This window comes from Streptomyces antnestii (assembly GCF_004005495.1).
Lineage (GTDB): Bacteria > Actinomycetota > Actinomycetes > Streptomycetales > Streptomycetaceae > Streptomyces > Streptomyces antnestii.
Window position 1 is genome coordinate 51,445 of the sequence record NZ_RZYA01000030.1, and the last position, 25,165, is coordinate 76,609.

At 68.5% G+C, this 25,165-nt stretch carries 21 protein-coding genes and 1 pseudogene; 9 read left to right on the top strand and 13 right to left on the bottom strand.

What is annotated here, in order from left to right; translation table 11 throughout:
- Positions 1 to 511 precede the first annotated feature (511 nt).
- Together EOT10_RS37930 and EOT10_RS37940 are read right to left on the bottom strand one after the other, a co-directional pair.
- Positions 512 to 1,006, bottom strand: a complete 495-nt coding sequence (locus EOT10_RS37930) for a hypothetical protein (RefSeq protein ID WP_189492635.1) — start codon at positions 1,004 to 1,006, stop codon at positions 512 to 514.
- Between the two features lie 985 nt (positions 1,007 to 1,991).
- Positions 1,992 to 2,672, bottom strand: coding sequence for a response regulator (locus EOT10_RS37940; RefSeq protein WP_127832937.1), 681 nt, complete (start codon positions 2,670 to 2,672; stop codon positions 1,992 to 1,994).
- Between the two features lie 813 nt (positions 2,673 to 3,485).
- Here EOT10_RS37940 and EOT10_RS42960 point away from each other — a divergent pair.
- Positions 3,486 to 3,971, top strand: a complete 486-nt coding sequence (locus tag EOT10_RS42960) for a hypothetical protein (protein ID WP_317617388.1) — start codon at positions 3,486 to 3,488, stop codon at positions 3,969 to 3,971.
- Between the two features lie 112 nt (positions 3,972 to 4,083).
- Here the strand turns inward: EOT10_RS42960 and EOT10_RS41560 are convergent, their stop codons facing one another.
- From EOT10_RS41560 to EOT10_RS37970, 5 genes are read right to left on the bottom strand one after another with little or no spacing between them, the layout of a single operon-like run.
- Positions 4,084 to 4,233, bottom strand: coding sequence for a hypothetical protein (locus tag EOT10_RS41560; RefSeq protein ID WP_189492638.1), 150 nt, complete (start codon positions 4,231 to 4,233; stop codon positions 4,084 to 4,086).
- Positions 4,227 to 4,448, bottom strand: a complete 222-nt coding sequence (locus EOT10_RS37955; RefSeq protein ID WP_127832938.1) for a hypothetical protein — start codon at positions 4,446 to 4,448, stop codon at positions 4,227 to 4,229. The genes EOT10_RS41560 and EOT10_RS37955 overlap by 7 nt, the downstream gene beginning before the upstream one ends.
- Before the next feature lie 27 nt (positions 4,449 to 4,475).
- The gene (locus EOT10_RS37960; protein ID WP_127832939.1) at positions 4,476 to 5,828 is read right to left on the bottom strand and encodes an MFS transporter; all 1,353 of its coding nucleotides are present in this window, start codon (positions 5,826 to 5,828) and stop codon (positions 4,476 to 4,478) included.
- 45 nt (positions 5,829 to 5,873) lie between these two features.
- On the bottom strand, positions 5,874 to 7,049 hold the full coding sequence (locus EOT10_RS37965; protein ID WP_127832940.1) for an acyl-CoA dehydrogenase family protein: 1,176 nt from the start codon (positions 7,047 to 7,049) through the stop codon (positions 5,874 to 5,876).
- A gap of 58 nt (positions 7,050 to 7,107) precedes the next feature.
- Entirely contained in the window at positions 7,108 to 8,664 is a 1,557-nt protein-coding gene (locus tag EOT10_RS37970; RefSeq protein ID WP_127832941.1) for an acyl-CoA synthetase, read from the bottom strand.
- 142 nt (positions 8,665 to 8,806) lie between these two features.
- On the opposite strand from EOT10_RS37970, the gene EOT10_RS37975 reads away from it, so the two are divergent.
- Both EOT10_RS37975 and EOT10_RS37980 read left to right on the top strand, forming a co-directional pair.
- Positions 8,807 to 9,439, top strand: a complete 633-nt coding sequence (locus EOT10_RS37975) for a TetR/AcrR family transcriptional regulator (RefSeq protein WP_127832942.1) — start codon at positions 8,807 to 8,809, stop codon at positions 9,437 to 9,439.
- A 234-nt stretch (positions 9,440 to 9,673) separates the two neighbouring features.
- Entirely contained in the window at positions 9,674 to 10,726 is a 1,053-nt protein-coding gene (locus tag EOT10_RS37980; protein WP_223281454.1) for a serine hydrolase domain-containing protein, read from the top strand.
- Positions 10,727 to 10,972: 246 nt separating this feature from the next.
- Here the strand turns inward: EOT10_RS37980 and EOT10_RS42390 are convergent, their stop codons facing one another.
- Positions 10,973 to 11,221: a hypothetical protein gene (locus EOT10_RS42390; RefSeq protein WP_223281455.1), complete on the bottom strand. Its 249-nt coding sequence runs from the start codon at positions 11,219 to 11,221 to the stop codon at positions 10,973 to 10,975.
- A gap of 45 nt (positions 11,222 to 11,266) precedes the next feature.
- Entirely contained in the window at positions 11,267 to 12,409 is a 1,143-nt protein-coding gene (locus tag EOT10_RS37985) for a replication-relaxation family protein (protein WP_223281456.1), read from the bottom strand.
- Positions 12,410 to 12,829: 420 nt separating this feature from the next.
- On the opposite strand from EOT10_RS37985, the gene EOT10_RS37990 reads away from it, so the two are divergent.
- The 3 genes from EOT10_RS37990 (at position 12,830) to EOT10_RS38000 (ending at position 16,970) form a co-directional block, all read left to right on the top strand.
- Positions 12,830 to 13,045 carry an EF-hand domain-containing protein gene (locus tag EOT10_RS37990; RefSeq protein WP_127832944.1) on the top strand — a complete coding sequence of 72 codons (216 nt, stop codon included), beginning with the start codon at positions 12,830 to 12,832 and terminating at the stop codon, positions 13,043 to 13,045.
- A gap of 33 nt (positions 13,046 to 13,078) precedes the next feature.
- Positions 13,079 to 14,119 (top strand): helix-turn-helix domain-containing protein, encoded by a 1,041-nt coding sequence (locus EOT10_RS37995; protein ID WP_127832945.1) that lies wholly within the window; start codon positions 13,079 to 13,081, stop codon positions 14,117 to 14,119.
- Between the two features lie 142 nt (positions 14,120 to 14,261).
- Positions 14,262 to 16,970, top strand: a complete 2,709-nt coding sequence (locus EOT10_RS38000; protein WP_127832946.1) for a M4 family metallopeptidase — start codon at positions 14,262 to 14,264, stop codon at positions 16,968 to 16,970.
- 291 nt (positions 16,971 to 17,261) lie between these two features.
- On the opposite strand, the gene EOT10_RS38005 is transcribed toward EOT10_RS38000, so the two are convergent.
- Both EOT10_RS38005 and EOT10_RS38010 read right to left on the bottom strand, forming a co-directional pair.
- Positions 17,262 to 17,465: a hypothetical protein gene (locus EOT10_RS38005; RefSeq protein WP_127832947.1), complete on the bottom strand. Its 204-nt coding sequence runs from the start codon at positions 17,463 to 17,465 to the stop codon at positions 17,262 to 17,264.
- A gap of 640 nt (positions 17,466 to 18,105) precedes the next feature.
- Entirely contained in the window at positions 18,106 to 18,294 is a 189-nt protein-coding gene (locus EOT10_RS38010; protein WP_127832948.1) for a DUF6381 family protein, read from the bottom strand.
- Between the two features lie 998 nt (positions 18,295 to 19,292).
- Here EOT10_RS38010 and EOT10_RS38020 point away from each other — a divergent pair.
- The gene (locus tag EOT10_RS38020; RefSeq protein ID WP_127832949.1) at positions 19,293 to 19,574 is read left to right on the top strand and encodes a hypothetical protein; all 282 of its coding nucleotides are present in this window, start codon (positions 19,293 to 19,295) and stop codon (positions 19,572 to 19,574) included.
- Between the two features lie 509 nt (positions 19,575 to 20,083).
- Here EOT10_RS38020 and EOT10_RS38030 read toward each other — a convergent pair.
- Positions 20,084 to 20,590, bottom strand: a pseudogene (locus tag EOT10_RS38030) (IS701 family transposase); the annotation flags it as partial.
- Positions 20,591 to 20,898: 308 nt separating this feature from the next.
- Between EOT10_RS38030 and EOT10_RS38035 the strand changes: the two are divergent.
- A complete protein-coding gene (locus tag EOT10_RS38035; RefSeq protein WP_223281457.1) occupies positions 20,899 to 21,669 on the top strand; it encodes a DinB family protein in 771 nt (256 codons plus the stop codon).
- A gap of 132 nt (positions 21,670 to 21,801) precedes the next feature.
- Here the strand turns inward: EOT10_RS38035 and EOT10_RS38040 are convergent, their stop codons facing one another.
- Positions 21,802 to 23,268 (bottom strand): glycosyltransferase, encoded by a 1,467-nt coding sequence (locus EOT10_RS38040; RefSeq protein ID WP_127832951.1) that lies wholly within the window; start codon positions 23,266 to 23,268, stop codon positions 21,802 to 21,804.
- 271 nt (positions 23,269 to 23,539) lie between these two features.
- On the opposite strand from EOT10_RS38040, the gene EOT10_RS38045 reads away from it, so the two are divergent.
- A complete protein-coding gene (locus tag EOT10_RS38045) occupies positions 23,540 to 25,018 on the top strand; it encodes a DUF6056 family protein (RefSeq protein WP_223281458.1) in 1,479 nt (492 codons plus the stop codon).
- Positions 25,019 to 25,165: the final 147 nt, after the last annotated feature.

Here is a 25,165-nt window from a genome sequence, read left to right on the forward strand (position 1 = left end):
CACCCCCCACACACGAGCAACCAACCCCCACAAAGCACCCCGCCACCCGCCAACGGCCACCCCCCAACGCCCCCCCACCACCCCGGCAACCCGCCACCCGCCACCCGCCACCCGCCACCCGCCACGATCCGCCTCACGTGCTGGACCGCCTCCCCCCTGCCGAGTACAAACACCGCCACCACCACACCTCCCAACAGAACCCCGACACACGTCCCACCCCGAACACGGAAGCCCGCCACCAGACCTCCCCGCAGAACCCCCACACAGGCCCCACCCCGAACACGTAGCGGATCACAGCCCACCCGCGGACAGCGGAGAAGGACGCACCGTCCGGCCCGCCACCACGCCTCCGGCAGAACCGCCACACACGTCTGTTGGGCGACGCTGAAAATGCCGACCAGTCCGGCGCTGAAGGTGCCGACGGCGGAAGACGGCATCGCCCCGCCGGAGTGGTCCCAGCGGGGCGATCGTCGGCGAGGTGCCGCGGTCATCGGCAAGGTGTCGGGAGGGCTCAGTCGAACTCCATGCCGAAGCAGGGGTCGGGTTCACCTGTGCAGGGGTCGATGCCGGAATCCCAGCGTCGCTGTCCCTCCCGCCAGTGAAGGAAATGCGGAGTGGCTTCTCCCCAAAGAGAGGCGCCGCTGAGCGGGCACTCGTCGAAGCCCATGGTGAACAGACACCGGAGCAACTCCGTCACTCCACCGCCGTAGATCTTCCAGTAGAGCCAGCCGTGCCGTTCCCAGACGATCACCGGCCACTTGTCGGGGTCGTCGCCGACGATGAGCCAGCCGACGTAGCCGGCTCCCGAGCCGGCACCCCACACAAGAACGCGGCCAGGACCCGCATCAACCCCGTCCGATCCTCCTTCGCACTCCCCTGTCTGCCGCACGACGACTGTCTCACCGGCCATGCTTGCGAATCCCGGACCGTCCGGTGACTGCGTGCCCGCTTCGGGCGTGAGGACGCCCAGCACGTCGCCGATGCCTCCGGCCCCGCATGTGCTCATGAAGGCAATGCAGCCAGAGGGAAAACGACTCCCCAAGCCCGCCGCATCGCATCCCAGTCCACCTCCTCATCGGCGCCGTCTTGCAGCGACATCACCGCCGCGAGTGACGGCGAGAGCCGTTGCTTCAGACGGCAGGCCTCCCCCAGCGCTGCGCATCATCGGATGCAAGGCATCCAGCGCCACCGACATCGACTTTCGAGGAGTAGAAGCTCAGTCGAGGACTTCGGCGACCGCGGACTGTGCGGCCTTCTCCTCGACGAGGGATTTACCAGCATCGAATGCGGCCACGAGGGACTGCAGGCAGAGGTTGCTGACCGCACAGGGAAGCCCCGCGATACGGTGTGGATCAGGATGACCGCATCGTCGGTGAACAACTGGTCACGTCGGCCGGCGAGACCGAGATGATGCTCGATGCAACTGGCGGTCTCCATCGACGTCATACCCGGCATCGCGTAACGCAGGACGCTCCGTTGTTCGACGGCCACGACCGCAAGTTTCATGATGCGCCGCAGACCCGGCTGGCCGACCACCAAGCAGGACAGCAGCGAATCCGTGTTGGGCGTGTTCGTCAGCATCCGAACGGCATCGAACTGTTCACAGGACAGCAGGCGGGCTTCACCCAGGACCAAAACCCCCGCCCGCCAACGGCCACCCGCCGCCAGCCGCCCACCACCCGCCGCGGTCCGCGGTCCGCCCGCCACGGTCCGCCTCACGCGGTGGAATCCAACCCCCCCTGCCGCGTACAAAGACCGCCACCACCACACCCCCCCCGCCCGCTACCCCGCAGCGAACGGACCCGGCACCCAACACCCAGACACCCACCCGACAGACCCGACAGACCCGACAGACCCGACAGGCCCGACAGGCCCGACAGGCCCGACAGGCCCGACAGGCCCGACAGGCCCGACAGGCCCGACAGGCCCGACAGGCCCGACAGGCCCGACAGGCGCGACAGGCGCGACAGGCGCGACAGAAGGAAGGTCTCTCAGGCCGACCACCGGTACTCGTCCGCCGCAGCACCACCACGCGCCAGCTCACCGGCAGGAACCAAACCAAGCCGCAAAGCATGCGCAACCGCCTGCGTCCGGCTATGCACCCCGAACTTGTCGAAAATATGACTCACATACGTCTTCACCGTTTGCTGCCCGATCCGCAACTCACGCGCAATCTCCTTGTTCGCCTTACCACGCGCCAGCATCAACAGCACCTCCGACTCACGCCCCGTCAACCGCTCCGGCCGCATCGCCGCCGTCGCCTGATCCACCAGACGCGCCACCACAGCACTGGACACATACGTCCGCCCAGCCGCCGCCGCCTTCACCGCATGCCGCAACTCATCAGCCTCCGTACTCTCCAACAAAAAACCCGTCGCACCCGCCCTCACCGCCGCCATCACCCCCGAACCATCAAGCTCACTCGTCAACGCCACCACCCGCACCTCAGGCAACTCCCGCCGAAGCTGCTCCGTCGCCTCAATACCATCCATCACCGGCATCATCAGATCCAACAACACCACATCCGGACTCAACTCCCGAGCCAGCCGCACAGCCTCCCGCCCATTCGTCGTCACACCCGCCACCACAATGTCCTCATCAACACCAAGAAAATCCCGCAGACCCTGCCGCACCACCGCGTGACCCTCCGCAATCAACACATGAACAGCCACAGGCCAACTCCGTCAACGAGGCACCGACCCCACCACACCCACCCCCACCACACAACGCAACGCAACGCAACACATACACGACATACCGGAAACCCCCCGGCGGCCCCCGCACATTCCACACCCAACAACGAAAACCCACCCCCACCACACCCACAACCCCACCCACACCCCCACCACCGGACAACACCACCACACCCGACCCCCACCACCCCGGCATCGAGACGACCACCACCGCAGCCGGATCGTCGGCGGGCGGGGCGATCCGTGCGTCCGGCAACGGTTCCACCCACGAGACCTCGCCCGGCGCAACGGAACTCGGCGGGCGATCGGGTCCGTCGTACAGGCCTACCAGACCTGAGGGCAGCACCCGGATTGGGCGCGGCTGCAACACCCTCAGGCAGACGTTGGTGGCGATCTTGTAGAGCCAGGACCGGATCGAGGCGCGGCCCTCGAATCCAGCCTGCAACGGGGCCACACCGGCACGAGGTCCGCCGGCTCGGCACGACAAGACCTCGGTCGCCGCCTCGCAGACTGGGATCAGCGGACGCCCTCCCGCGGAGGGCAGGGTGGCCACGACCGGCATCGACCGGCCGCGGGTAGTCCTGGAGGTACCGAGCGATCACCGCCTCCTTGGCGGCCAGACGTGCGGCACACCTGCCGGTCCCCCGTCCAGCCGCGATACGCCCCGAACTCCGCGTCGGCCGCACTCTCGCCTGACCCGTGACCAGAGATCCACGCGCTAAGCGCCTGGGGTCCGCGGGGCATAGGCTGACAGACCGTGAAGGAAGCCAGGGACGATCTCGGCGATCTCGTATGGGGACAGCCGAACAGCGCGCCGCGCAGGGCGACACTCTCTACATGCACGAGCTGGGGCGCAGTTGGCCGACCAGCACGCGGCCACTGTCGAACAGATACGGAACTACGAGCGTCATCTGGGCCATGTGGTGCGCGTGCTCACCCTCACCCCTGGTCGCGACAGCGTGGGGCGGCGTGGGCATGACCACCGTCGCGTACTGCGCGGTCGCGCCCGAGGGGCGTACGCAGTACGACCAGATCTGGATGCGGCCCCAGGCCGTGCCGGGGCTGCGGCGGCTCACCGAGGCAGTGCACGCCGAGGGGGCCGCGATAGACCTGGCGATGGAGGAGAGCTTCGAGTTAGTCGCGATGGCCCGCGCGCTGCTGCGCGAGCCGGACTTCGTCAACCGCGTACGGGAGGAGAGCGCGGCGCGTTCGCTGTGCGTGCACTGCAACAAGTGCATGCCGACCAACTTCTCGGGGACGCGCTGCGTTCTGACGTGACCGTCGGCGAGCGGGCCGGCGCAAAAGGGGAAGGGCCCCAGCAGGCCAGTAGTGGTGCTGGGGCCCTTCTCGTTGCCGCTTTGCCGCTCGAGGAGATGGTTGCGCGTGGAGGTCAGACCACGGTTCCCTCGAGCTTGGCGTCACCGAGCTTGGGCTCGTGGCCGTCGCCGGCACCGGGATCGGCGTAGAGGTCCGCGGTGAGCGTGCCCTCGTGCGCGCCGCTCATGGTCAGGTCGGCGGTGTAGTGCGCGGTTCCTACCACGCCCCTGTGGTGTAGACGGCCTGCTCGGTGCCGTTGATGACGGACTTCCCGTCGTCGGAGAAGTTGTCCTCGCTTCCGGAGCGGACCAGCCACGATTCGAGCGGGTCTGGCCGCTCATGACGCTGGTTGAACAGGGCGAAGAAGACTGGCTGGAGTCCAGGCCGATGGAGTTCGGCCGGGAACTTCGGCCCGCTGACGGAGTCGGGTATCGGCATACGAGGGGAGAGACCCTCACGAGCTGGTCAACTCCCGTGGGGGACACCGACCTCGAGGCGCTCGGCGTCGCGCTCCGGTCGGATGAAGGCGACGGCGAGCAGACCGGTGAGGATCATGACGAGGGCGCTGATGAGGAAGGCGGCCGTGTAGCCGGAGGTCGTCGTGTCCGCCGCGTCGATGAGATAGCCCGTGAGGGCGGGAGTGACCAGGCCGGGGAGGGTGCCGGTGGCGGCGACGATGCCGAAGAGGGCACCACGCTGCACAGTTGGGACGACCTGGGCGGCGGTCATGTAGTGGAGGGGAACGGCGACGGCTCCGGTACCGAAGGCCAGTCCGATCAGCAGGAGCCGGGGAACGGTCCCGTCGGTGAAGGGGAGCACGGCCATCGCGCTGCCCGCAACGCAGACCGCGATCCCCTGCGTGGCGCCGCTGGACCAACGGCTGCTGACACCCCGGCTCTTGAGCACGTCCATGAGTGGGGACACTGTGAGCAGCAGGACGAGGCTGAAGCCGGCGATGGCGCTGATGGTGCTCGCGGCGGCCCCGGGGGCCATGTCGAGCTCGGTCCGGAGGTAGGACGGCAGCCAGGCCTGGCTGAGGGACAGCGCCCAAGAGGCGCCGAAGGCGCTGGAGACGCTGCCGAGGACCGTGCCGGTCAGCAGCAGTTTCCGGTACGGCAGGCGTGGAGTTCCGGCCGCTTGCGGACTGCGCTCTCCCCGCTTCTTCGTGTGTGCCGCGGGCGCGTCATCGAAGGGGCCGTCATGTCCGACGTACCACCAGACGAACGCCCAGACCGCGCTGACGGCGGCGAGCGCGACGTAGGCGGAGCGCCAGCCGTGGGCCGTGATGAGCCAGGTGAGTACGGGGGCGGAGACGAGGGTGCCCAACGCGGCGCCGCTGATCTGCAGGGCGGAGGGGAGCCCCCGCCGGTGCGGCGGGAACCACTTGTAGAGGGCGTGCATAGACATGGAGGCGGCCGGGCCTTCGGCGGCCCCGAGGAGGACGCGTCCCGCGATCAGCGTGGGGACGGTCGCCACGGCGAGTACGGGCAGCTGGGCGACGGCCCACGTCAGCGTCATGACGAAGAGCAGGGTGCGGCTGGTGACGCGGGAGGAGACGAAGCCGACGGCGAGGCCGGCGAGGCTGAACAGCAGGAAGAAGGCGCTGGAGATCAGTCCGTAGGTGCCGTGACTGATCTCCAGCTCATCCATGATCGGGACGGCGGCGAGGCCGAGGACCGCCTTGTCGGCGAAGTTGACGACCATGAACATGACGATCATGGTGGTGATGAGCCAGGCCCGAGCCCGGTCGTACGGCGGAGGGGCGACTGCCTCATCGCCAAGCACATCGGAGGGCGGCGCGGAAGGCTGGGAAGCCATGGGTGACTCCTGCGGGTAGGGCCTGACTCCGTACGAAGGGCTGACTCAGACGAGTGCCTTGGCAATGGCGTTCTTGTGGATCTCGGTCGTGCCGGTGACGATGCGGAACATGCGCAGGCTGCGGAAGATCTGCTCGACCTCGTGCCCGCGCGTGAGCCCCGCCTTGCCATGGATCTGGACGGCCTGGTCGGCGACGCGGAAGCAGGCCTCAGAGGTGAAGAGCTTGCACATGTTGGCCTCGACGGCGATGTTCTCGCCCCGGTCGGCGCGCGCGGCCGTGGCCGTCACCATCGAGCGGGCCGCGTACAGTTCAGTGGCCATGTCGGCGAGCTTGTGCTGGATGGCCTGGAGGGCGAGCAGCGGCTGCCCGAAGGCCTCGCGTTCCTTGGCGTACGCGACGGAGAGGTCCCAGGCGCGGCGGGCGGCGCCGATCAGGGACGGGCAGTGCAGGAGCCGGTTGAGGGTGATGCGCCCGATGCCTATGCGCAGGCCCTGGCCGATCTCACCGAGGAGGTTCGCGGCGGGGATCCGGCAGTTCTCGAAGACCAGGTCGCCCTCCATCTGCTGCCCGGACATGGGGACTTCGCCGTCGAGTACGCGGCAGCCGGGGGTGTCGAGGTCGACGAGGAACGCGCTGTAGGCCTCCTCGGTCCCCGCCATCCGCGCCACGACGATCGCGAAGTCCGCGAAGGGCGCGGCGGAGGAGAACACCTTGTGCCCGTCGAGGACGTACGACTCGCTGTCCGGGGACGGCGTCGCGGTGGTGGTCATACGGCGTACGTCGGAGCCCGCGTCCTGTTCGGTGATGGAGAAGCAGCAGGCGCGCTCGCCTCGGATGACGGGCAGCAGATAACTCTCGAGCTGCTCCTCGGTCGCGTACTTGACGATCGCCCCGACGCGCAGCGGGCCGCCCATATCGCCCAGCACCGAGTGGGACAGGGCGGCCCCGGAGGCCGTGAGCTCCTCCTTCAGTGCGCACAGCTCGGTGAAGTTCAGCCCTTGACCGCCGAGTTCGGGAGGCAGGCTGATGCCGTAGAAGCCGAGTTCCGCGCTTCGCTTCCAGACGTGCTCCAGCGTGCGGCGGTCGAGAGCACTCTCGGCGGTGATGCCGTGCTCGCGCTCGTATGGGATGAGCTCGTCGGTCAGATAGGCGCGCAGTCGGCCGACGAGTTCCTTGAGGCGGGGATTGTCGTCGTAGGAGGGTTCGAGGGTGTAGGGCAAGGCGATTCCTTCTTCTGGTCCTGTGCCCGGAGCTCGGGCTGAAGGTCGAGGCGGGGAGTCAGTGGACGCGGCGCTCGACGCCCGTCCAGTACCGCTCGCGGATCGCGCGGCGGTCGATCTTGCCGTTGGGGTTGTGCGGCAGGGCGTCCACGACGTCCACGGAGCGGGGCTTCTTCATGCGGGCCAGGCGCTCGGCGCAGAAGTCGACGACCTCGGCCTCATCCAGGACCGCGCCCGCGCGCGGCACGACGACCGCCTTCACGGCCTCGCCCCACTGCTCGTCGGGCACGCCGACGACGGCGGCCTCGTATACGTCGGGGTGCTGGTGCAGGACCGATTCGACCTCGACGGCGTAGATGTTGAACCCGCCGGAGATGATCATGTCCTTCTTGCGGTCGACAATGAAGACGTAGCCGTCGGAGCGGCGGCGAGCGAGGTCTCCGGTGTGGAACCAGCCGTCGCGGAAGGACTCGGCTGTGAGGTCCTGTGCGTTGTAGTAGCCGGGGACGACGTCGGGGCCGCGTACGGCGATCTCGCCGATCTCCCCGTCGGCGACAGGCGTGCCCCTCTCGTCCACAATCCGCACCTCCGCCTCGGCGAGTGGTCGGCCGCAGGACAGCAGCAGCTCCTCGTCTCCGTCCTCGATCGCGCGCCGGTGGTCCTCGGTCGAGAGGAAGAGGACGCCCGAGGTGGTCTCACCGCAGCCGAAGCCCTGGGAGAGCACGGGCCCGAACAGCTCCCATGCCGCCCGAATCCGGGCCGGCGACATGGGAGCAGCGCCGTAGATGAGTTGCCGCAGACTGGAAACGTCGTAGTCCCGTGCTGTCGGCAGCGCGAGGACGGTGTTGACCATCGTCGGCACGACGAACGCGTGTGTGGCGCGCTCGCGTTGGATGGTCGCGAGGAACTCCTCAGCGTCCCAGCGCGGCAGTACGACCGCGCAGCCGCCCGCGAAGAAGATGCCGAGGAGCGGCATGCCCGAGGCGTGTGTGACGGGCCCCGCGAGGATCTGCCGGTCGCCGGGGCCGATCCGGGTGGCGGGACTCATCACCGACTTGCGCAGCAGCGCCAGCCGGTTGCCGTACGTCTGGATGGCGGCCTTGAGTCTGCCGGTGGAGCCGGACGTGAAGTGCAGGACCGCGATGTCGGTCTCGGAGCAGTCCACTTCCACGGGTTCGGCGGCGGTGGCCGCGAGCGTTTCCGCGTAGCCGGGGCCGAGATCGCTCGGCCCGTCGTAGCCGAGGACCGACTTCACTCCGGTGCCGGGGACCGCGGCACGGGCGGCTTCCAGGTGGGCGGCGTCGGTGAGCAGGACCTGGGCGTCCGACTCCGTGAGCAGTTGGTTGACCTCGCCGGTGCCGAGCCGTGCGTTGATGGGTGCGCGTGTCAACCCCGCCTTGTAGAGAGCGGCTTCGGTGACGACCAGCTCGGCACGGTTGGCGGCGAGGGTGGCCACGCGGTCGCCCCGGTCCAGGCCCAGGCGGCGCAGCGCGGCGGCGAGACGGTCGCTCTGGTCGTCGAGCTCGGCGTAGGTCAGCCGGACGGGGCCGCAGACCAAGGCTTCGGCATCAGGGTGGTGGCCGGCTGTCCGGCGCACGTACCGCCCGAGGTTCATCGCATCTCCAAGTTGTCGAACAGTGTGTCCAGTAACAAGCTTTACGTTTGGCAACGTAAGGGTGGCGTTAGGGTCAGGTCAACGGTCCGGAGGGTTGGACGGGCCGAAACGGCCCGGACGGCCTGGAGAAGAAGGAAGCGAAGTGGACACGAAGCCCGCAGGAGACCGCCGCGTCCGCAGGACGCGGGCCGCACTGCGTCACGCCCTGGTCGAACTGGTCCTGGACAGGGGGTTTCAGGCGATCACCGTCGAGGAGATCGCCGAACGCGCCGACGTCGGCCGTGCCACCTTCTACGCGCACTACCGCGACAAGGAGGACCTGCTGATCGGCATCGTCCGGGATCTCGCAGAGGACCGCGAACGCCTTCTGCCGGCGCTCCAGCAGGCGCGCACCGAGGGCTTCACCGGGCTGCCGGTGAAGTACATCTTCGAACACGCCGAGCAGGAAAAACCCGTGTACCGGGTCGTCCTGCGGGGCGAGGGGGACGGGCGGGCGCTGCGCGAGTTCACCGACCTCGTCTGCGCGCACGCCGAGTCCGCGTTCCGTGCGCGCGCCGAAGAACTCGGAGTCGCTCCGAGGATCCCTCTCGATGTCATCGCCCGAGCGTGGACCGGCGAACTCATCGGCCTGCTCACCTGGTGGGTCGAGAACGACACCGGATACAGTGCCGCCGAGATCACCGCTCACCTGCGTGACCTGTCCGTCTACGGTCGCGTCTGGGCGACGGGACTGACCCCGTCCGACGCCCCTGGGGCCCTCGACCTCGCCCCGTGAGGAGGTGTGTGTGCAGCCCCTCTGGCCGAGTTATCAGACACCGTGTACGGTATCGAGCTCAGTGCTGGCTACGATCACGAGTGGAGCGGATACATGACCGGCATGCCTCCTCTGACCGACCTCGTCTGGGCCCGGGGGTACACCGATCCGGCCTGGGCTCGACGGCACACGACGTCGGGGCGGGAACTGCTTCCGAGTCGCCGTGTCTGGCGGGGCTCCGGCACACCTTCACCCTTGCCTGCAAGGCCGCCCGGCACGAGCCCCCTCGACGACCTGGCCTTCGACGGGCCGCACGGGCAGTCGCTCACGCTCTCGGAGCTGCTCGCGGCAGCCGAGACCGACGCCTTGCTCGTAGTGCACCGCGGGACGCTCGTCCACGAACAGTATCTGCACGGATACGAGCCCCACGGCCTGCACTTCAACGCCTCGGCCGCGAAGTCCTATCTGGGCCTCGTCGTCGCAGTCCTGGTTCATGAAGGGCTGCTCGACCGAGACGCCCAGGTCGTGAAGTACGTCCCCGAGCTCGCCGGCACCGCCTTCGGCGAAGCGCAGGTCGACCACCTGCTCCACATGGGCACCCGCATGAACTACGCGGGCCGCCCGTACGACAAGGCCCTGGAAGCCCAGCGTTACTTCGCCGTCCTCGCACCCCAATTGCGTCCGTACGGCTATACCGGCCCCGCAACCATCCGCGAACACCTCGCTACTGCAAGCGCGACCGGTGAGCCGGGAGTCGAGTTCCGCTACGAGAACGGCAACGTCGAAGCACTCGCCGAAGTCCTGAGGCGCATCACCGGAACCACGACCTCGGCACTGCTATCCGAAATGATCTGGTCTCGTATCGGCGCAGAGGAGGACGCCTATTACGTTCTCGACGCGGAAGGCGCCGAGGCCGCCAGCGGTGGTTTCAGCGCCACCGCCCGGGATCTGGCCAGGTTCGGCGAGATGATCCGACTCGGCGGCGCGCTCGGTGACCGCCAGATCGTCCCCGAGGTCGTCGCCTCCACGATCGTCTCCGGCGTGCCGGACGGTGTTGGGCGCCGTGTCCGCTTCCCCGCAGCACCCCCCAGCGCACCCGCCACCCTCTCGTACCACGACCTGTGGTGGATCCCGAACGACCCCTACGGCTCCTTCATGGCGAGTGGCATCCACGGCCAGCGCCTCTTCATCTCCCCCACACTCGACCTGGTCATCGTCCACTACGCCTCCCAGGTCGTCTCCCCGGCGGCCCCCTACCCACCCCTCGTCCAGGCGTTCCTCGAGATCGGCACCCACCTCCAGGGCTGAATTCGATCTCGAGGACGGGTACTTGAACCTGATTCGGTGCTAGCGGCCGATCGTGCGGTGACCAGCCGATCAGCGGGTTCAGTGGCACACTCCCGTCCCGAGCATGAGGGCCGGGGTTGCCGCTGCACCGTAAGGCACTCCGCTGCGCCGAAGTTCACAGCCGCCACCGACAACGCGGGCTCGCCCAGGGCCGCCTTGGACTTGCCCGCATGGTCGGTCGCCGCGACTTGCCCGGGTCAGGTCGGGTCAGGTGCGGAAGCGGGAGAGCCAGCCGCCGGCCTTCTGCGCTGACTGCTCGGCTTCCTGCTCCTGGCGCAGGCGCTCCTGCTCCTGCTCCTGCTCCTGCTCCTGCTCCTGCTCCTGCTCCTGCTCCTGCCGGTCGCGTTCGTCGGCTTCGGCCTGCTGCTCGTCTGCGACGGCTCGGCTCTGCCAGTCCTCGCACAGGTGCGGGTGCGACTCGGGGTCTTGCCAGTGCCGGAAGTCGGTTGCCTCCAACCGGTCGTCGGTGAACTTCCGCCCACAGTCCGCGCACACCGGCCGCTACGCCTCCCGCTCCGCGGCTTCCCGCTCCGCACGGCGCTGTTGCTCTGCCCGGGCGGCTTGGCGGCTGCGGGCGAGGGCGGCCTCCCGGCGGGGGTTTCCGATCGCGTCCAGCAGCGGCTGTCGCTCCTTGCGGCCGAAGCGCCAGAACGCGGGCCCGGCCGGTCCGTGCTCGCGCAGCAGCTCCAGCGTGGTCGCCACGATCGGGATGCAGCCGTCGTAGGAGTGGAAGCCGCCCTCGCGATGCCACCGGCCCTGCCAGTGGTGGCGGGTGAGGTCGGCGACCTTCGCCATCTGGCTGTTCGCGGAGCGCTTGCCGACCTGGTGGAAGACGAGCAGGACCGGCGGGTGCACACGCTCGTATCCCTCCCAGGCGGGTGCGGACCAGCGGGTGCGCCACGTCGGTTTCTCGATGCCGTCGGTGTCCTTCTCCTTCCGCTTAAAGAACCGCGCGTACTTGTCGAACTTCGCGGCGTCGAGGACGGCTTCCTCGGTGCAGTTGTCGACCTCGATGAACAGCAGCGGCACATCGTCGTCCGGGGCAATCACGACGACGTCGGCGCGGGCACTGCCGATCGCGGGATTCTTCCAGGTCCCCTTCACCGGAAGCGCGGCCTCGGTGGCGTAGGAGGCGTTGGCGCCGATCCCCTTGGATGCGTCGACGGCAGCCTGCGCAGCGGCGACCGCTTCGGCCGGCTCCCCCGCAACCAGGTCGAGGTCGAGCTTCGGGCGGATCAGCGCGATGACCGTCTCATTCACCGTCATGGGGTGAGAGGCACCGGAGCGGTCCGCGCTCTTGGGCATGCCTCCCATCTCCTCCGGCTCGCGGTTTAGGTCGATCGCGGCGGCGGCCAGCCCGTCCTTGGTGAGCAGCCGGACCTCTTCACCGCCCCGGGTCCGGCCGCCGTCGACGGCCAGGCCATGCCTGCGAAGGTCGTTCGCCGCACCACGGTGGGAGGCGGTGCGTGCTTCCTTCCGCAGGGCCGCAGTCTTCTTCAGGGTGTGCCGGTAGGTCAGGTGCGGCGAGGCCAGCCGCTGTATCTGGTCGGCGGTCGCGACCTTGAGCACCCCGAGCACGCACAGCACGTCGCCGCGCAGCCCGTTCGACGATCCCGCCTCGTTCGCCTTGCGCTTGCCCGCCATCAGACCCGCACTCCCTCACCCGCGCCCCACCGGGCGCTTCCCCGATCGCGTCCGGCCACCGGCCGGGCACCGGCCCCCGGCCGCGGAGGGATCCGGCCCCCCGAACCCGATGATCTCCTCCACCACTGACAACCAACTCAACAACAAGGGGAGAGAAGAGGGTTGTGACAATCCGGTACGGCCTCCGGAAACCCGTGGTGACCAGGGGAGATGCGGAGTACGTGGATGTCGGGCACGGAAGTGGCTTCGGCAGTGGGACCGGAAGCGCCGGCGGCAGGAGCTCACCGGGGCTTGCGGCGCGCAGTACGCGGGCGACACGGACCGGGCGGCGGCGCGGTGTTGGGTGGTCGCCGCACTGCGCGCTCGTACGGCCGGTTAATGTGACCTCCGTCAGTGTTACAGCAAGAAGGGGTGGACCCGGTGGCGGACATCGAGGGAGCACGCAAGGCGTTCCAGCGGTTCGACGCGGACGGCGACGGCTTCATCACAGCGGCCGAGTACAAGAGCGCGATGGCGCAGATGGGCGACTTCAACGTCACCGAGTCGGTGGCCGAGGCCCTCATCGCCCGGCAGGACGCCAACGGCGACAAGGTCCTCTCGTTCGACGAGTTCTGGACGAACCTGAACAAGGCCTGAGCCCTGAGACCCCAGCCACGTCCGCGAGTCCCGGTGCCCGAGGCGCCGGCACTCGCGGACGCTTCGCTGCTCACCCTCCTCGGACTCGGCTCCGAGGAGGACGCCGTCTACCGGCTCCTGGTGGACCGGCCCGACAGCGACCCGGCCGCCCTGGCCGACTCCGGGGCCGGACCGGACGACATCGACCGCGTCCTCGGCCGCCTCGTGGAACGCGGCCTCGTCAGCGCCGAACACCGCGACGGCACCGTCCGCTACCGTGCCGCCCCACCCGTCCTCGCCCTCGGGCCGCTCCTCGAATCCCGCCGTGCCGCACTGCACCGCGTCGAGTCGCTCGTCGGCGAGCTGGCGGAACGGCACCGCTCCGCCCAGTCGTACGTGCCGGTGGAGGTGCTCTCCGGCACGGTCGCGATCCGGCGCAGGCTCCTCGCCATGCAGCGCCGGGCGCGCCACGAGGTGTGCTCCTTCGTGCCGGCGATGCCGGTACCCCAGGTGCTCACCTTCCAGGACAACCTCGAAGAGGCCGAGCGCGAGGCGATGGACCGCGGCGTCGCCCTGCGCGCCGTCGTGGAGCGGGGCTGCCTCGATCACCCGGACACCGCGCGCACCCTGGCCGACGTCGTCGCGCACGGCCAGCAGATCTCCGTCGTCGAGGATTTGCCGATCAAGATGGTCCTCGTGGATCGCAAGGCCGCCCTGTTGCCGCTCGACCCCGAGCGCGACGAGGTCGAACCCGTCGCCCTCGTCGTGCACCGCAGCGGCCTGCTCACCGGCCTGCAGTCGCTCTTCGAGCAGCACTTCGACAAAGGCAGGCTGCTGGGCGCGCACGGCGCCGAGGGGTCAGGCGGCGGCGGACGTGAACTCGACGCCACCGACCGGCAGATCGTCGCGCTCCTGCACATCGGCCTCACCGACACGGCCATGGCCCGCCAGCTCGGCATGGGGCACCGCACCGTGCAGCGGCGGCTGCGCGCCCTGATGGAGGAGGCCGGCGCCGTGACCCGCTTCCAGCTCGGCTGGCACGCGGCCCGCGCGGGCTGGCTGGACGGGGAAGCCACCAACTCCGTTTCACCGTAGGACTCCTGAGGCGTGTTTACGCCACGGCACGTTCGCGCCACCGACATCCCCTGTTCGCGGAACGCGCCATACCGAAGCATCGACCCCGTCAACCGAGTGGGGCGCACGCGCCCCGCTTACCGGTGTGTGATGGGGAGGGTCTGTGAGACGAACGAGGATCCGGCGGATTCTGGCGACCGGTGTGGTCGTCGCCGCCACGGGATCGGCGCTGCTGGCCGCGCCGGCGTGGGCGGACGGCGACACCACCACGCCCCCGGCCACCAAGGCGGCGGACCCGGTGCCGGTCGCTCCCGCGATGACGCAGGGCCTGGACGACGCCGCGCGGTCGGGCACGCCCGCCGAGGCCGCCCGCGCCCATCTGAAGGCCCACAGGGACACGTACAAGATCCCGGTCTCCGACCTGAAGACGCTCGGGACGACCACGTCCGGCAAGCAGTCCTCCGTCCGCTTCCGCCAGCAGCACAACGGTGTGCCGGTGTTCGGCGCCGAGTACGCGGTGCAGAGCGAGGCGGCCGACGGCGGCCGGCGCGTCACCTCCGCGACCGGCACGCTCTACACCCACCTCACGGTCTCCACCACGCCGAAGGTGTCGCGGGCTGCCGCCGAGCAGCGCATGTTCACGCTCGACCGCGACCTGTCCCGCGTCGAGGGGGCGAAGACCGCCGCACACGGTCTGACGGTCCTGCCCGACGCCGCCGGCGGCAAGCTGGCCTGGCACTTCACCGTCACCGGCGCCCGGTCCGACGGCAGCCCCGTGCGCCAGGAGGTGTACGTCGACGCGCGCGTGGGCGGCATCGCGCTCTCGTACAACAACGTCGACGCCGCCGACGCGTCGCCCGCACAGGGGACGGGCGTACGCGTCGACGGCAGCGAGGCGAAACTGAACGTCAACAAGGAGTCCGACGGCTCGTACACACTGGTCGACTCGACGCGCGCCATGTACGCGCGGACCGGCGGACAGATCCGCACCTACGACGCGCAGCGCAAGAACTACACCGACGTCGCGGGCGGCCCCGTGACCGACGACATCCCGCTGGTGAAGTCCGCCGGTGACCGCTTCGACGGCGCCAACACGTCGTCGGGCGCGGTGGACGCCCACCTCAACGCCGCCAAGGTCTACGAGTACTACAAGGACAAGCTCGGCCGTGACGGCATCGACGGCAAGGGCGGCAGCATCTACTCCGTCGTCAACGTCGCCTCCAAAGGCAAGGACTACGCCAACGCGTTCTGGGACGGCGACAAGATGGTCTACGGCCACATGAAGGGCGTACCGCTCTCCGTGGGCCTCGACGTGGTCGGCCACGAGATGACGCACGGCGTCACCGAACACTCCGCCGGGCTCGTCTACCTCAACCAGTCGGGCGCCCTCAACGAGGCGATATCCGACTACTTCGGCAACGCCATGGAGACCGCCGACAAGGGCATCGCGATGAGTGACCCCACCTCCGGCTTCGTCGGCGAGTACCTCTGCAACGGCACCAAGCCGCTCGACGAGTGCGCTCTGCGCGACCTCAACGACGGCCGCAACGCGCAGAGCGACTACGACCCCATGACGCTCGACTTCGACAACGGCGGTGTGCACGCCAACTCGACCATCGTCGGTGGCGCGCTGTGGGACATGCGCAAGAACCTCGGTGCCGACCTCGCCGACCAGATCACCTACCGGGCGGCCCAGAACTACCTCACCCCGCTCTCGGGCTTCACCGACATGCGCAACGCGGTCACCCTCGCCGCGAAGTCCCTGAAGGTCTCCGGCGGCGACCTCGCCGTCATCGCCAAGGCCTTCGACGACCACGGCATCGAGCAGGGCTGGGAGCAGAAGGCCGGCACCCACGACGGCACCACCATCGGCGCCGACGTCCTGCCCGCATACGAGGTCTACGCCGGCATCGACGAGCAGGCCGCGCAGATCAGCGGCGACGTCTACGCCATCGGCCACGGCGACGCGATCTCCTGGGGCCAGGGCGGCGCGGAATTCGGCATCACGGTCGGACGCTTCGGCAAGAACCCCCAGCACGAGCTGGCGCAGCGGGACGCCTACCTGATGGACCCGTCCCTCGACGACGAGCGCGTCGTCTTCACCCGGATCTCCGCCACAGGCATCGGCATCTACCAGGCCGGTGACAAGGGCCAGGGCGCGATCGAGAAGCTGGTCGACTCCCCGGACGCCGACGAGACCGAGCCGGTCACCGACCACGGCGCGCTGGCCTACATCCGCACCACCGCCGACGGCGAGCAGGACGTCATGCTCCGCAAGGCCGACGGCACCACGGTCGACGTGACGCCCGAGGCCGGAACCAAGGCGGGCCGACTGGCGATGAAGCACGGGCAGATCGCGTGGGCCGGCGGCGCCGACCACACCTACGTACGCCTCTACGACATCGCCACCGGCACCACCCAGAACAAGCGGATCGGCGGCTTCCTCTTCAACTCCATCGGTGACATCCAGTTCGCCGCGGACCGCGTCTTCTGGCGGGAGAACAGCAGCCTGTTCGGAAGCACCGGCTTCCAGTCCGCGCCCGTCGACGACCTGACCAAGGCGGCGAAGCTGCGCCTGCCGACGGGCGCCTACTTCGCCCAGTTCTCCGTCACCGACGACTACTTCGCGTACTCCACGTACGACGCCTGGAGCGGCCTCGGTGGCTGGAGCGGCCCGGAGAAGGTGAAGGTCCTGGCCGCCGGCACGGCCGACGTGGTCGCGGGGACCGGCGCCTTCAGCCGGGTCTCCTGCTCCTCCGGCGCCCAGCTGGCCCCGTCCCTCGGTGACGGCCAGCGCGCCGCGTGGCTGGACACGAGCGCCGCGACGACCGATGTCGTGACCCGGAAGACGTTCGCGGGCACCTGCGAGTAGCCCGGCCCAACCGTCCCCGCGGGGGCGTCCACCGGAGTCCCGGTGGACGCCCCCGCTTCGCCAGGCGACCGCCACCGCCCGGTTCACGGCCGTCAGGACCGCCCGGACCGACGCCACCAACGGCGAGGGGTCACCGCCCGCGCCCCACGTCGTCACGCCGTCGATCCGGCACTGCGCGTACGTCGTCGCTTCCTCGCCGTCCGCGCCCATCGCATGTGCAAGAGCCTCGGCCGCGAAGACAGTCGCCTCGGCGGGCGCCCGAACACACTGCGTCCACTTCGCCACGGCGGGTCAGAGTGGCAAGCGGGCGCCGGGCCCGCGCAGGTCCTCGTTCAGACGGCTGTGCAGCAGGAGGAGCACAGCCGGGTCCGCGTCCTTCGAGAGCCGTTCGAGCAGGGCCTTGATGCGGGCGTCGTCGCCGTCGTGGACGGCCGTGACGATGCCAGAGATCGTCTCGCGCACGGATGCCGGGACACTGCCGCTGGAGTTGTCCATCACCCACTTGTACCCGCCCTGACCCCAATGCGGCTCACTCGTTCGGGTGCTACTGGGCCGGAGGAGGCATGGAGTAGGGCCGCAGACCCTGCGCGCGGGCGGCCAAAGGGGGCACGCCCGTGTGACACGCCGCGCCGGGAGCGCCGCTGCCATCGCCGGGACGGGCACATTGGCACGGTTACTCCAAGCGCTCCCCTTGGAGTGGCTGGCCGATGCCCTCGGGTGCCTATCCCCCCGCCCGGGGGCATCTGTTCGTTCCCCCTGTAACCCAGCCGCCCTCCCGGCCCCGCGCGAGCGCCGCAGGGCTCCTCCCGCCACGCAGGCAGGAGGTTGAGGAAGGGGCCCCTCTGCGCCTACGTCGAGGAAGGCGCAGAGGGGCCCCGATACCGGGCAGACGCCAGAGGTGCGCACCGCCGCCCCGCTGTCCGTCCACATGTGCCGTCGACGAACCCGCGGAGCCCCGAGAACGGCTGCCCTACCTGGCACAACGAAATTGCCTGCCCATAGGTAGCGCCCGCCGGGCAGCGGGCGACTGAGCAGAGACAGCGGTGACCGGCCGGGGACCTCTCGCGTGACAGAAAGCCACGGAGGCCGGCCACCGGCCGGTGCCTGTGCTCGGGACTACCGGGACTTACCGGGACTACATCGTCGGGTCGATGTCCGGCTTGCCCGTGCCGCCTGCGTGCTCGCTCTGCTCCTTGAGCTGGCGGGCCTGGTCCTTCAGACGCTGACGCTCCTGCGGGTCAGTCGCCCGTTCCGCGGCCTGTTCCAGGTCCTGGGCCCGGGCACGCATCTGCTGGGTACGGCCGGACTCGCCTGCAGCGCTCATGATCACTCCTTGGGTGATGAGGGAAGAGCGGGCCACACCAGCGAAACAGGCCCCGTCACCCTCTGCATCTCGATCAATCACCCACTGCTATCTGCGCAGTTGGAAGCCCGCGCGGAACGGCTTGCGTGCCAGGCCCTGCTCACGTTGCAGGGGGGCTCTCGCTCGGTGGCCCCGGTCCCAGGGGATCGGATACGAGACGCTCGGCGTCGGCCTCGGCCTCGGCGCCGGGTTGTGCCAACCCGGGAACTTCACTGGATACACAGCGGTCGATCGAGGCCGGGGCACCTCACTTCCGGAGCCGTCCGCACTGCCGGCGCCACTGGCGCCGGAGAAGCCGACCACCAAGGCGATGATGGCCAGGACGCTCATCTCCCGCCGCGCGCCGGCCGCCCATCGCGAGTGCGCCTTCACCTTCGTGCCGTCCGCGCGTACGTACTGTTTCACGTGCACCACTGGCTGCTCCCCCGCCCAGGCCCGATGCGCCCTCGCGCACGGGACCCACCAGGAAAGCAGCCACCACTGACACCACGTCAGAAGTTGTGGTTCCGAGGGACCAGATCCGGTCACGGTCTGAGCCCTCGCACCCGCCGCGCCTGACCTCTCGGAAGGGCTGCCGGACCGGAGGGGCCAACTCTGACCGGCCGGTCCAGCAGCCTCGGAGTGGCCGGGCGGGCGTCGAGGCTGCCGGCCGGTACAGCGGGTGCGGGAACGGGGAGAGACCGCACCACGCTGGTCATGGGGCTGGGCCACGGGCAGATGCCTGGAAGCTTGACCCATTCCCGGTCCTCCTGCCCGGGCACGACACGCCCCTGCTCACTCCAGCGGGCGAGGAACCGTTTCCTCCGGCGTCCGGAATGCTGGCCCTGGTGTGGCCAGGGAGTGCGACGCGACCTGCCGAGGCGGCCGTGAGCTGCCGTGACGCCGCCCGACTGTCATCCTGGAAGGCCCCGGACAACCGACGGGACGGAGTCCTGAGGACATGACGTGCGGAGGCCATCATGCTGATCAGTCACAGCGTCGACGGCGACGCCCTGCACGTGACGCTGCACCACAATCTCGACGTCAACACCCGGGTCTCGGCCGCCGTGCAGATCGAGGCCCTCGTCCACACCCACAAGCCCCGCCACGTCACCGTCCAGGTCCTCGCCGGGGAAGCGACGCCCGCCACGCTCAGCGTCGTCGTCCGCGCGCATCGCATGTGTAAGGGCCTCGACATTCCCCTTGACCTGACCGGAGCCACGATGGCGGCGCGCCGCCTGTTCGCCACGAACACCGCCTGAACGTCTTCCCCTGCCGCACGTTCGTTGCGCAGATCTGGGCGGGTCTGGCGTTGGTAACCCGCGAGAGCCAGAAGCCGTTGAACCCACGTGACCACAACGACAGAGCGACGCGCCCCCACGATCGGCACGCAACAACGCAGCGGCGAAGAAGCGGTTCTCCGCTCCGGGCTTGAGCCGATCTACACCCAGCTCGCCCGGCAATGGGAGACGGACGGCCGCCCCGTCCCCGGACGACCGGATGAGCAGTGGACGAGACTCACCTGCTGGTGCCCCTGGCCCGAACACTGACCCCCAACACACAGCGCTGCACGTCCCGCGAGCAGCGGGCGGTTTGGGCCTCGGCTAGGTCGACGACGTCGACCAGGTCTCGGGTCTCCCCGGCCGGAGCAGCCCGAAGTGCCCCAACCCGTACGCCTCAGCAAGCGCGGTCCACACGGTCAGAGCCTCAGCGCGAGCGCGGCCGACGCGAGACGGTCGCCACGACGCCGACGGGAACGACCAGAGCCGGCCGAACGGTGACAGCGATCCCCGCCACCGCGGCGCAGACATGACGTGGGCAGATACAAGCGGCGGTCGATCAGCGTGCGGCCACGAGCGCCGGCATAGGCGAGGAAGACTCCGACCTGGCAATTCTCCGTCCGCCCCGCCGTCCCGGAATATTGGCGCTGGACCCCGGCCGAACGGACACCCTTCTTCAGGAAGCCGGTGTCGTCCACGATCAGGACGGCCTCAGGGTCGCCGAGATGCTCGACGACGTAGTCGCGGACGTCGTCGAGGACCTCGTCGGCGTCCCAGTCGCACCGGTTCAGCAGCCGATGCATCCGGTCGGGAGCCGCGTGACCGGCCTCCTCGGCCAGCGTCCAGCCGTTCTTCCGCTCCAACGGAGATATCAATCCCCGCATATACGCAAGCGCCGACTCCCGCGGTTCCGACCGGGCAAACCGGTGCACGATACGCCCATGCACCTCGCCCAGAACCGACGCCCACGTCCTGACATCACGAAGCTCCCCACCCATAACCAGACCAACGACCTCCCTGGCAACCAGCCACGCCAAAGACCGTTGCAGTACTAGGGCAGGGACGGCGCCCCTGGAGACGGTGTTCGGGTGCGGGATCTGCCGGTGGAGACGGCGGCCGTTGTGCGGGCGGCCATCGACCGCCTGGTGCAGGATGACACGGTGCCAGCGTATGAGCCGTGGCGCGCATTGGACGTCATGGCAAAGCGAATGTCGTAACAGCGCGTCGGTGCTGCGACTTGTTGTGTTGGACGCCTGAGCTTGTTCCTTAACCTCTGGCCTCGAACGACGTTTCAGACGCTCCGCGCATGGCCCATCTTCTTCTGGACGCCAGCCTGGTGTCGGCCCGCCGGTACACAATGCTCGGCATGGTGAGCTTTGAAGATCAGGATCTGACCGACGCCGAGTTTCGCGAGTGCGACCTGACCCGCGCCCGGCTGATCGGCGTGGTGATGCGGGACGTCGTGATCGACGGGCTGGTCAGCAACCTGGTGGTCAACGGCGTGGAGGTGACGCCCTACGTCGAGGCCGAGCTCGACCGGCGATATCCAGTTCGGTTGCTGATGCGCTCAGATGACCCGGCCGATCTGCGGAAAGCCCATCGACAGCTACGGGATGACTGGGCGAGGACGGTCGAACGTCTCCGCGCGATGCCCGCGGGCTCCGAGCACCGGCGTGTCGCCGGCGAGTGGTCGGCAGTGGAGACCATGCGCCACCTGGTGTTCGTGCACGACTCGTGGTTCCGCCGCTGCTGCCTGGGATCGACCCAGCCTTTCACCGGGATCGGGTTGGCGTCCGACTTCCTGCCCGATCAGGAGGAACAGGGCCTCGATCGAGCGGCGACCCCAGGCCTCGACGAGGTACTGGCCGTGCGAGACGAGCAGTCCGCCGAGCTGGAGCGTTGGCTGGCGACCGTGACGTTCGACGAGCTGTCCGCAGTCGCTCCCGTTCCTGCAGGACCAGGCTGGCCGCCGTACGCCGTGGGCAAGTCGGTGGTCGAGTGCCTGCGGGTGGTGCTGAACGAGGACTGGGCACACCACGGGTTCTGCGTCCGTGACCTCAACCTGCAGGAACGCTGAGCTAGATCCTCAACATTGGGCCCGGTCACGTGGTCACTCTTTTCCAGGATCCCCGCCAGGGTCAAGCTGAAGAACCTGTTTGATCTCCTCCCCCTGGGACGGCCCTGCTGGTCACGTTGCGTACGGGCCGGTTCATTCGTGTTCCGTCTCGGCCGCTGCGCCGTACGGTGTCTCCGGGGCCCGGCGGTCCCGGGTACCGGAGACGATCGCCCAACGGGCGAGGAGAAAGGAAAGTGGGGTGGCCAGAATCCCGGCGATCACCGCGGCTGTGTTTTTGTTGAGTCCCAGCGCTTCCACGCCAAGGGCCAGCAGGATTCCGCTGGCCGTCATATTGGCGATGCTCGACAGGGGGTAGCGGACAAACGCGCGCCAGGTCGGTGTGGTGCGGACGGTGATAAACGTGTTGAGGAAAAACGATCCGAGGACGCTGACTGCGAAACCGATGACATGGGCGGCGAGATACGGCAGCCATCGGTTAAGGGTGACATACACGGCCAGGTAGACGAGAGTGTTGACGATCCCGATCGCCGCGAAGGTGAGGAATTGGCGCACCGTGCGCGCTCGGCTGTGCTCGGTCGGCCCGGCCGGTGCAGATCCGGATCCCCGTCCATGTGCCCCTGTGCTCCACATGTCGTGTGTGTCGTCGGATTGTGTCGGTGGCATGAGGGACGGGGAGTCTGACGTTTCCCGCACAATGTATGGGGGGCGATGTTTCGTCTCGTAGTAGATGCGTCCGACGTATTCGCCAACGATTCCCAACGTCGCGAGTTGAATCCCGCCGAGCGCGACGGTGGCAGTCAGCAGGGTGGTATACCCGGGCACCTCTACGCCGTGCAAGGCGACGTTCGTGATGGTCCACAGCGCATAGACGACCGCGGTGAAGCACAATGTGAGACCGGCGTAGACCGCCAGCCGCAGCGGACGGTTATTGAACGAAATGAGACCGTCGATCCCGTAGTTGAGAAGTCGCCTGCCGCCCCATTTTGACCGGCCGGCCACGCGACTGACGTTGTGATAATTGAAGCTGACGGTATCGAAACCGATCCAGGCGAAAATTCCTTTTGAGAACCGGTTGGTCTCCGGCATGGCAAGGACGGCCTTGACAGCCGATCGCGACAGCAGTCTGAAGTCTCCTTCGCCATCGATGATTTCGACGTCCATGCCGTGGCCCATGACCCGGTAGTAGGCGGAACTGAGGAGGCTCCGCACCACGCCGTCTCCCGCGCGGTCTCGGCGGGCTACGACTTGATCGTAACCGTGCTGCCGTAGTTGCAGCATGTGTGGGATCAGTCTGGGCGGGTGTTGGAGGTCGGCGTCCATGATGACCACGGCGTCGCCGCGGGACATGCGCAGTCCGGCGAGGATCGCCGCTTCCTTCCCGAAATTACGACTGAAGGAGGTGTAGCGGACTCGCCGGTCCGGACCGGCGAGGGTGCAAAGGCGTCGTCTGGTGGTATCGCTGCTGCCGTCATCTACGTAGCAGATCTCAAAGGTCTGCTTCGTTGTCTCCAGGACGGACACCACAGCGGCATGAAAAGTGTCGATCACCTCGTCCTCGTTGTAGCAGGGGACGACAATGGAGATCTGGCACCCTGTCATACGGATTTCCCGCCTATCGGGGCAGTTTCCCGACCGTTGCCCGCGCCCCGTCTGACGCGTCTCGAGTGGAGACCCGCCTCGTAAGAGTCGCTGCCGTAAACGACCATGCACTCTGCAGGGCAGCTTCACGACTCATCGAGGCCGAGCGAGTGAATCATCTGATTATCACCCGTGTGACATGCGGAAGGTGCGCTCCCCGGTACCGGGCGGCAAGCTCTGTCGCGTACTGGGTGCGCCACCCCGTGCGCCACCCCCGGGAAGGAGAATGGGCGTGAAACGCCTACCGGAGAGTGCCGTCCGGGGACGGCAGACCGGCGATGGCCCGGACGCGAACATTCTGGTGGGACGGGCACGCCGGTGGCCGCCAATCCTCTGCGCCATGTCGCTTGCTCTGTTCGCCTATGCAGCCTGGGCCGCCCATTTGGTACGTCCTGGTGGGGACGACTGGTGCTTCCTGCCCGTAGTCCGTGACGGCGGGTTGACCGCCATGGTGGACAAGTTCTATTTCAGGGACAACGGGCGGGTCGTCAACGCCGTGCTCGTATGGACCTACGCGCGCTTCGGCGTCCCGGGACAGCAATGGTTCGCGCCGGCCAGCGGGGTGCTGATCCTTCTGCTGCTGTGGGCGTTCTGTGCCGCCGCTCTGCACGCCACAGGGAAAAGGCCACCGCGCGGGACAGCGATGTTCACGGCGGCCACGGTGACCGCCGTCTTCCTCTTCGGCTCCCTCAATACCTACAAGACGTTCTACTGGCCGGCGGCATCCGTCTCGCACACGCTGCCCCCCGTGTTCGCCTGTGCCGCCATCGTCCCCGTCCTGAGGGCCGCTTCACCACGGGGCCGCGCCTTTGCCCTGTTCACCGCCGTCACGACGGGAGCAGTGCTGGGGCTGCTGTCGGAGGAGACCACCGTGGTCGCACTGGTCGCCCTGGCGTGCACCGTGGTGATCAGCCGCAGTGTCATCCCTGCCGCGCGACGACGCTTCGTCCGCTTGTGGTGCGCGGCGGCCATCACCGGCCTCGTGACCGGATCGTTGATTCTCTACACGTCGCCCGGCGCACTGCACAGGCGCCAGTCGAAGAACTCATCAATCATGCTCGCCCCCAAGTCCCTGTGGGAGTCCCTCAACGGATTCGCCCACATCACTGCGAAGTGTCTGACGTCTTGGCCGTACCTGGGAGCCCTCGCCGGCGGCGTCATCCTCGGATGTCTTCTCGTACGTGCCTCTCCAGAACGTGTCACCCGCGCGAAGAACGAGGTACTGCTGATCGGGTCATGCATCCTGGTCCTCGTGATCGGCGGCTACGCCTGCACTGTCATCACCTACCCCGCCTTCCGCACCGGGGTGATGACGTCGACGCGCCTGTGGAACGACTACCTGCTGCTGTACGTCCTGTTCCTCGTCTACGCAGGTGCGCTCGCCGCCCGCGCATGGCACCGTCGCGGCCGGCGGACCCGCACCGCCCTCGCCGCAGGAACTGCTGTGTACTGCGTCGTCTGCCTCGGGCTGGCGGTATCGCTCGCGGGCCTGGAGTCCGACATGGCCGCACGCGCCAGCGCATGGGACCGACAGGATGCGCGGATGCGGGCCCAGGCCGCGGCGGGGGCCCGGGTGATTCCGTATCGGGTGCTTCCCATCAGCAAGATGACCGAGCCGTTCGGCCACGATGGTCACAAGAAGTGGCCGGCGTACTGCGTAGCCCGTTACTACGGGGTCCAGGACATCACCAATGCGGCCGGCAAGCCTTGAACGGACGGGGAACGGGTGAACGGGAGGCCCCACATCCCAGCGTCCTTGTGGGTAACCGGAGACGACGGCGGAACCCGCGGCCGGGGAGGTACGACACGTGAGCAAAAGCCCTGGGAAGCAGAGCAGAATCTCCGCACCAACTCCCTT

Coding starts and splice junctions, on each gene's coding strand:
- EOT10_RS37930 (WP_189492635.1), bottom strand. CDS start 1,006: ATGAGCACATGCGGGGCCGGAGGCATCGGCGACGTGCTGGGCGTCCTC.
- EOT10_RS38010 (WP_127832948.1), bottom strand. CDS start 18,294: ATGAGCGCTGCAGGCGAGTCCGGCCGTACCCAGCAGATGCGTGCCCGG.
- EOT10_RS38040 (WP_127832951.1), bottom strand. CDS start 23,268: ATGACAGGGTGCCAGATCTCCATTGTCGTCCCCTGCTACAACGAGGAC.
- EOT10_RS38020 (WP_127832949.1), top strand. CDS start 19,293: ATGCTGATCAGTCACAGCGTCGACGGCGACGCCCTGCACGTGACGCTG.
- EOT10_RS42960 (WP_317617388.1), top strand. CDS start 3,486: ATGGGGACAGCCGAACAGCGCGCCGCGCAGGGCGACACTCTCTACATG.
- EOT10_RS37960 (WP_127832939.1), bottom strand. CDS start 5,828: ATGGCTTCCCAGCCTTCCGCGCCGCCCTCCGATGTGCTTGGCGATGAG.
- EOT10_RS37970 (WP_127832941.1), bottom strand. CDS start 8,664: ATGAACCTCGGGCGGTACGTGCGCCGGACAGCCGGCCACCACCCTGAT.
- EOT10_RS38005 (WP_127832947.1), bottom strand. CDS start 17,465: ATGGACAACTCCAGCGGCAGTGTCCCGGCATCCGTGCGCGAGACGATC.
- EOT10_RS37955 (WP_127832938.1), bottom strand. CDS start 4,448: ATGCCGATACCCGACTCCGTCAGCGGGCCGAAGTTCCCGGCCGAACTC.
- EOT10_RS38035 (WP_223281457.1), top strand. CDS start 20,899: ATGGCCCATCTTCTTCTGGACGCCAGCCTGGTGTCGGCCCGCCGGTAC.
- EOT10_RS37985 (WP_223281456.1), bottom strand. CDS start 12,409: ATGGCGGGCAAGCGCAAGGCGAACGAGGCGGGATCGTCGAACGGGCTG.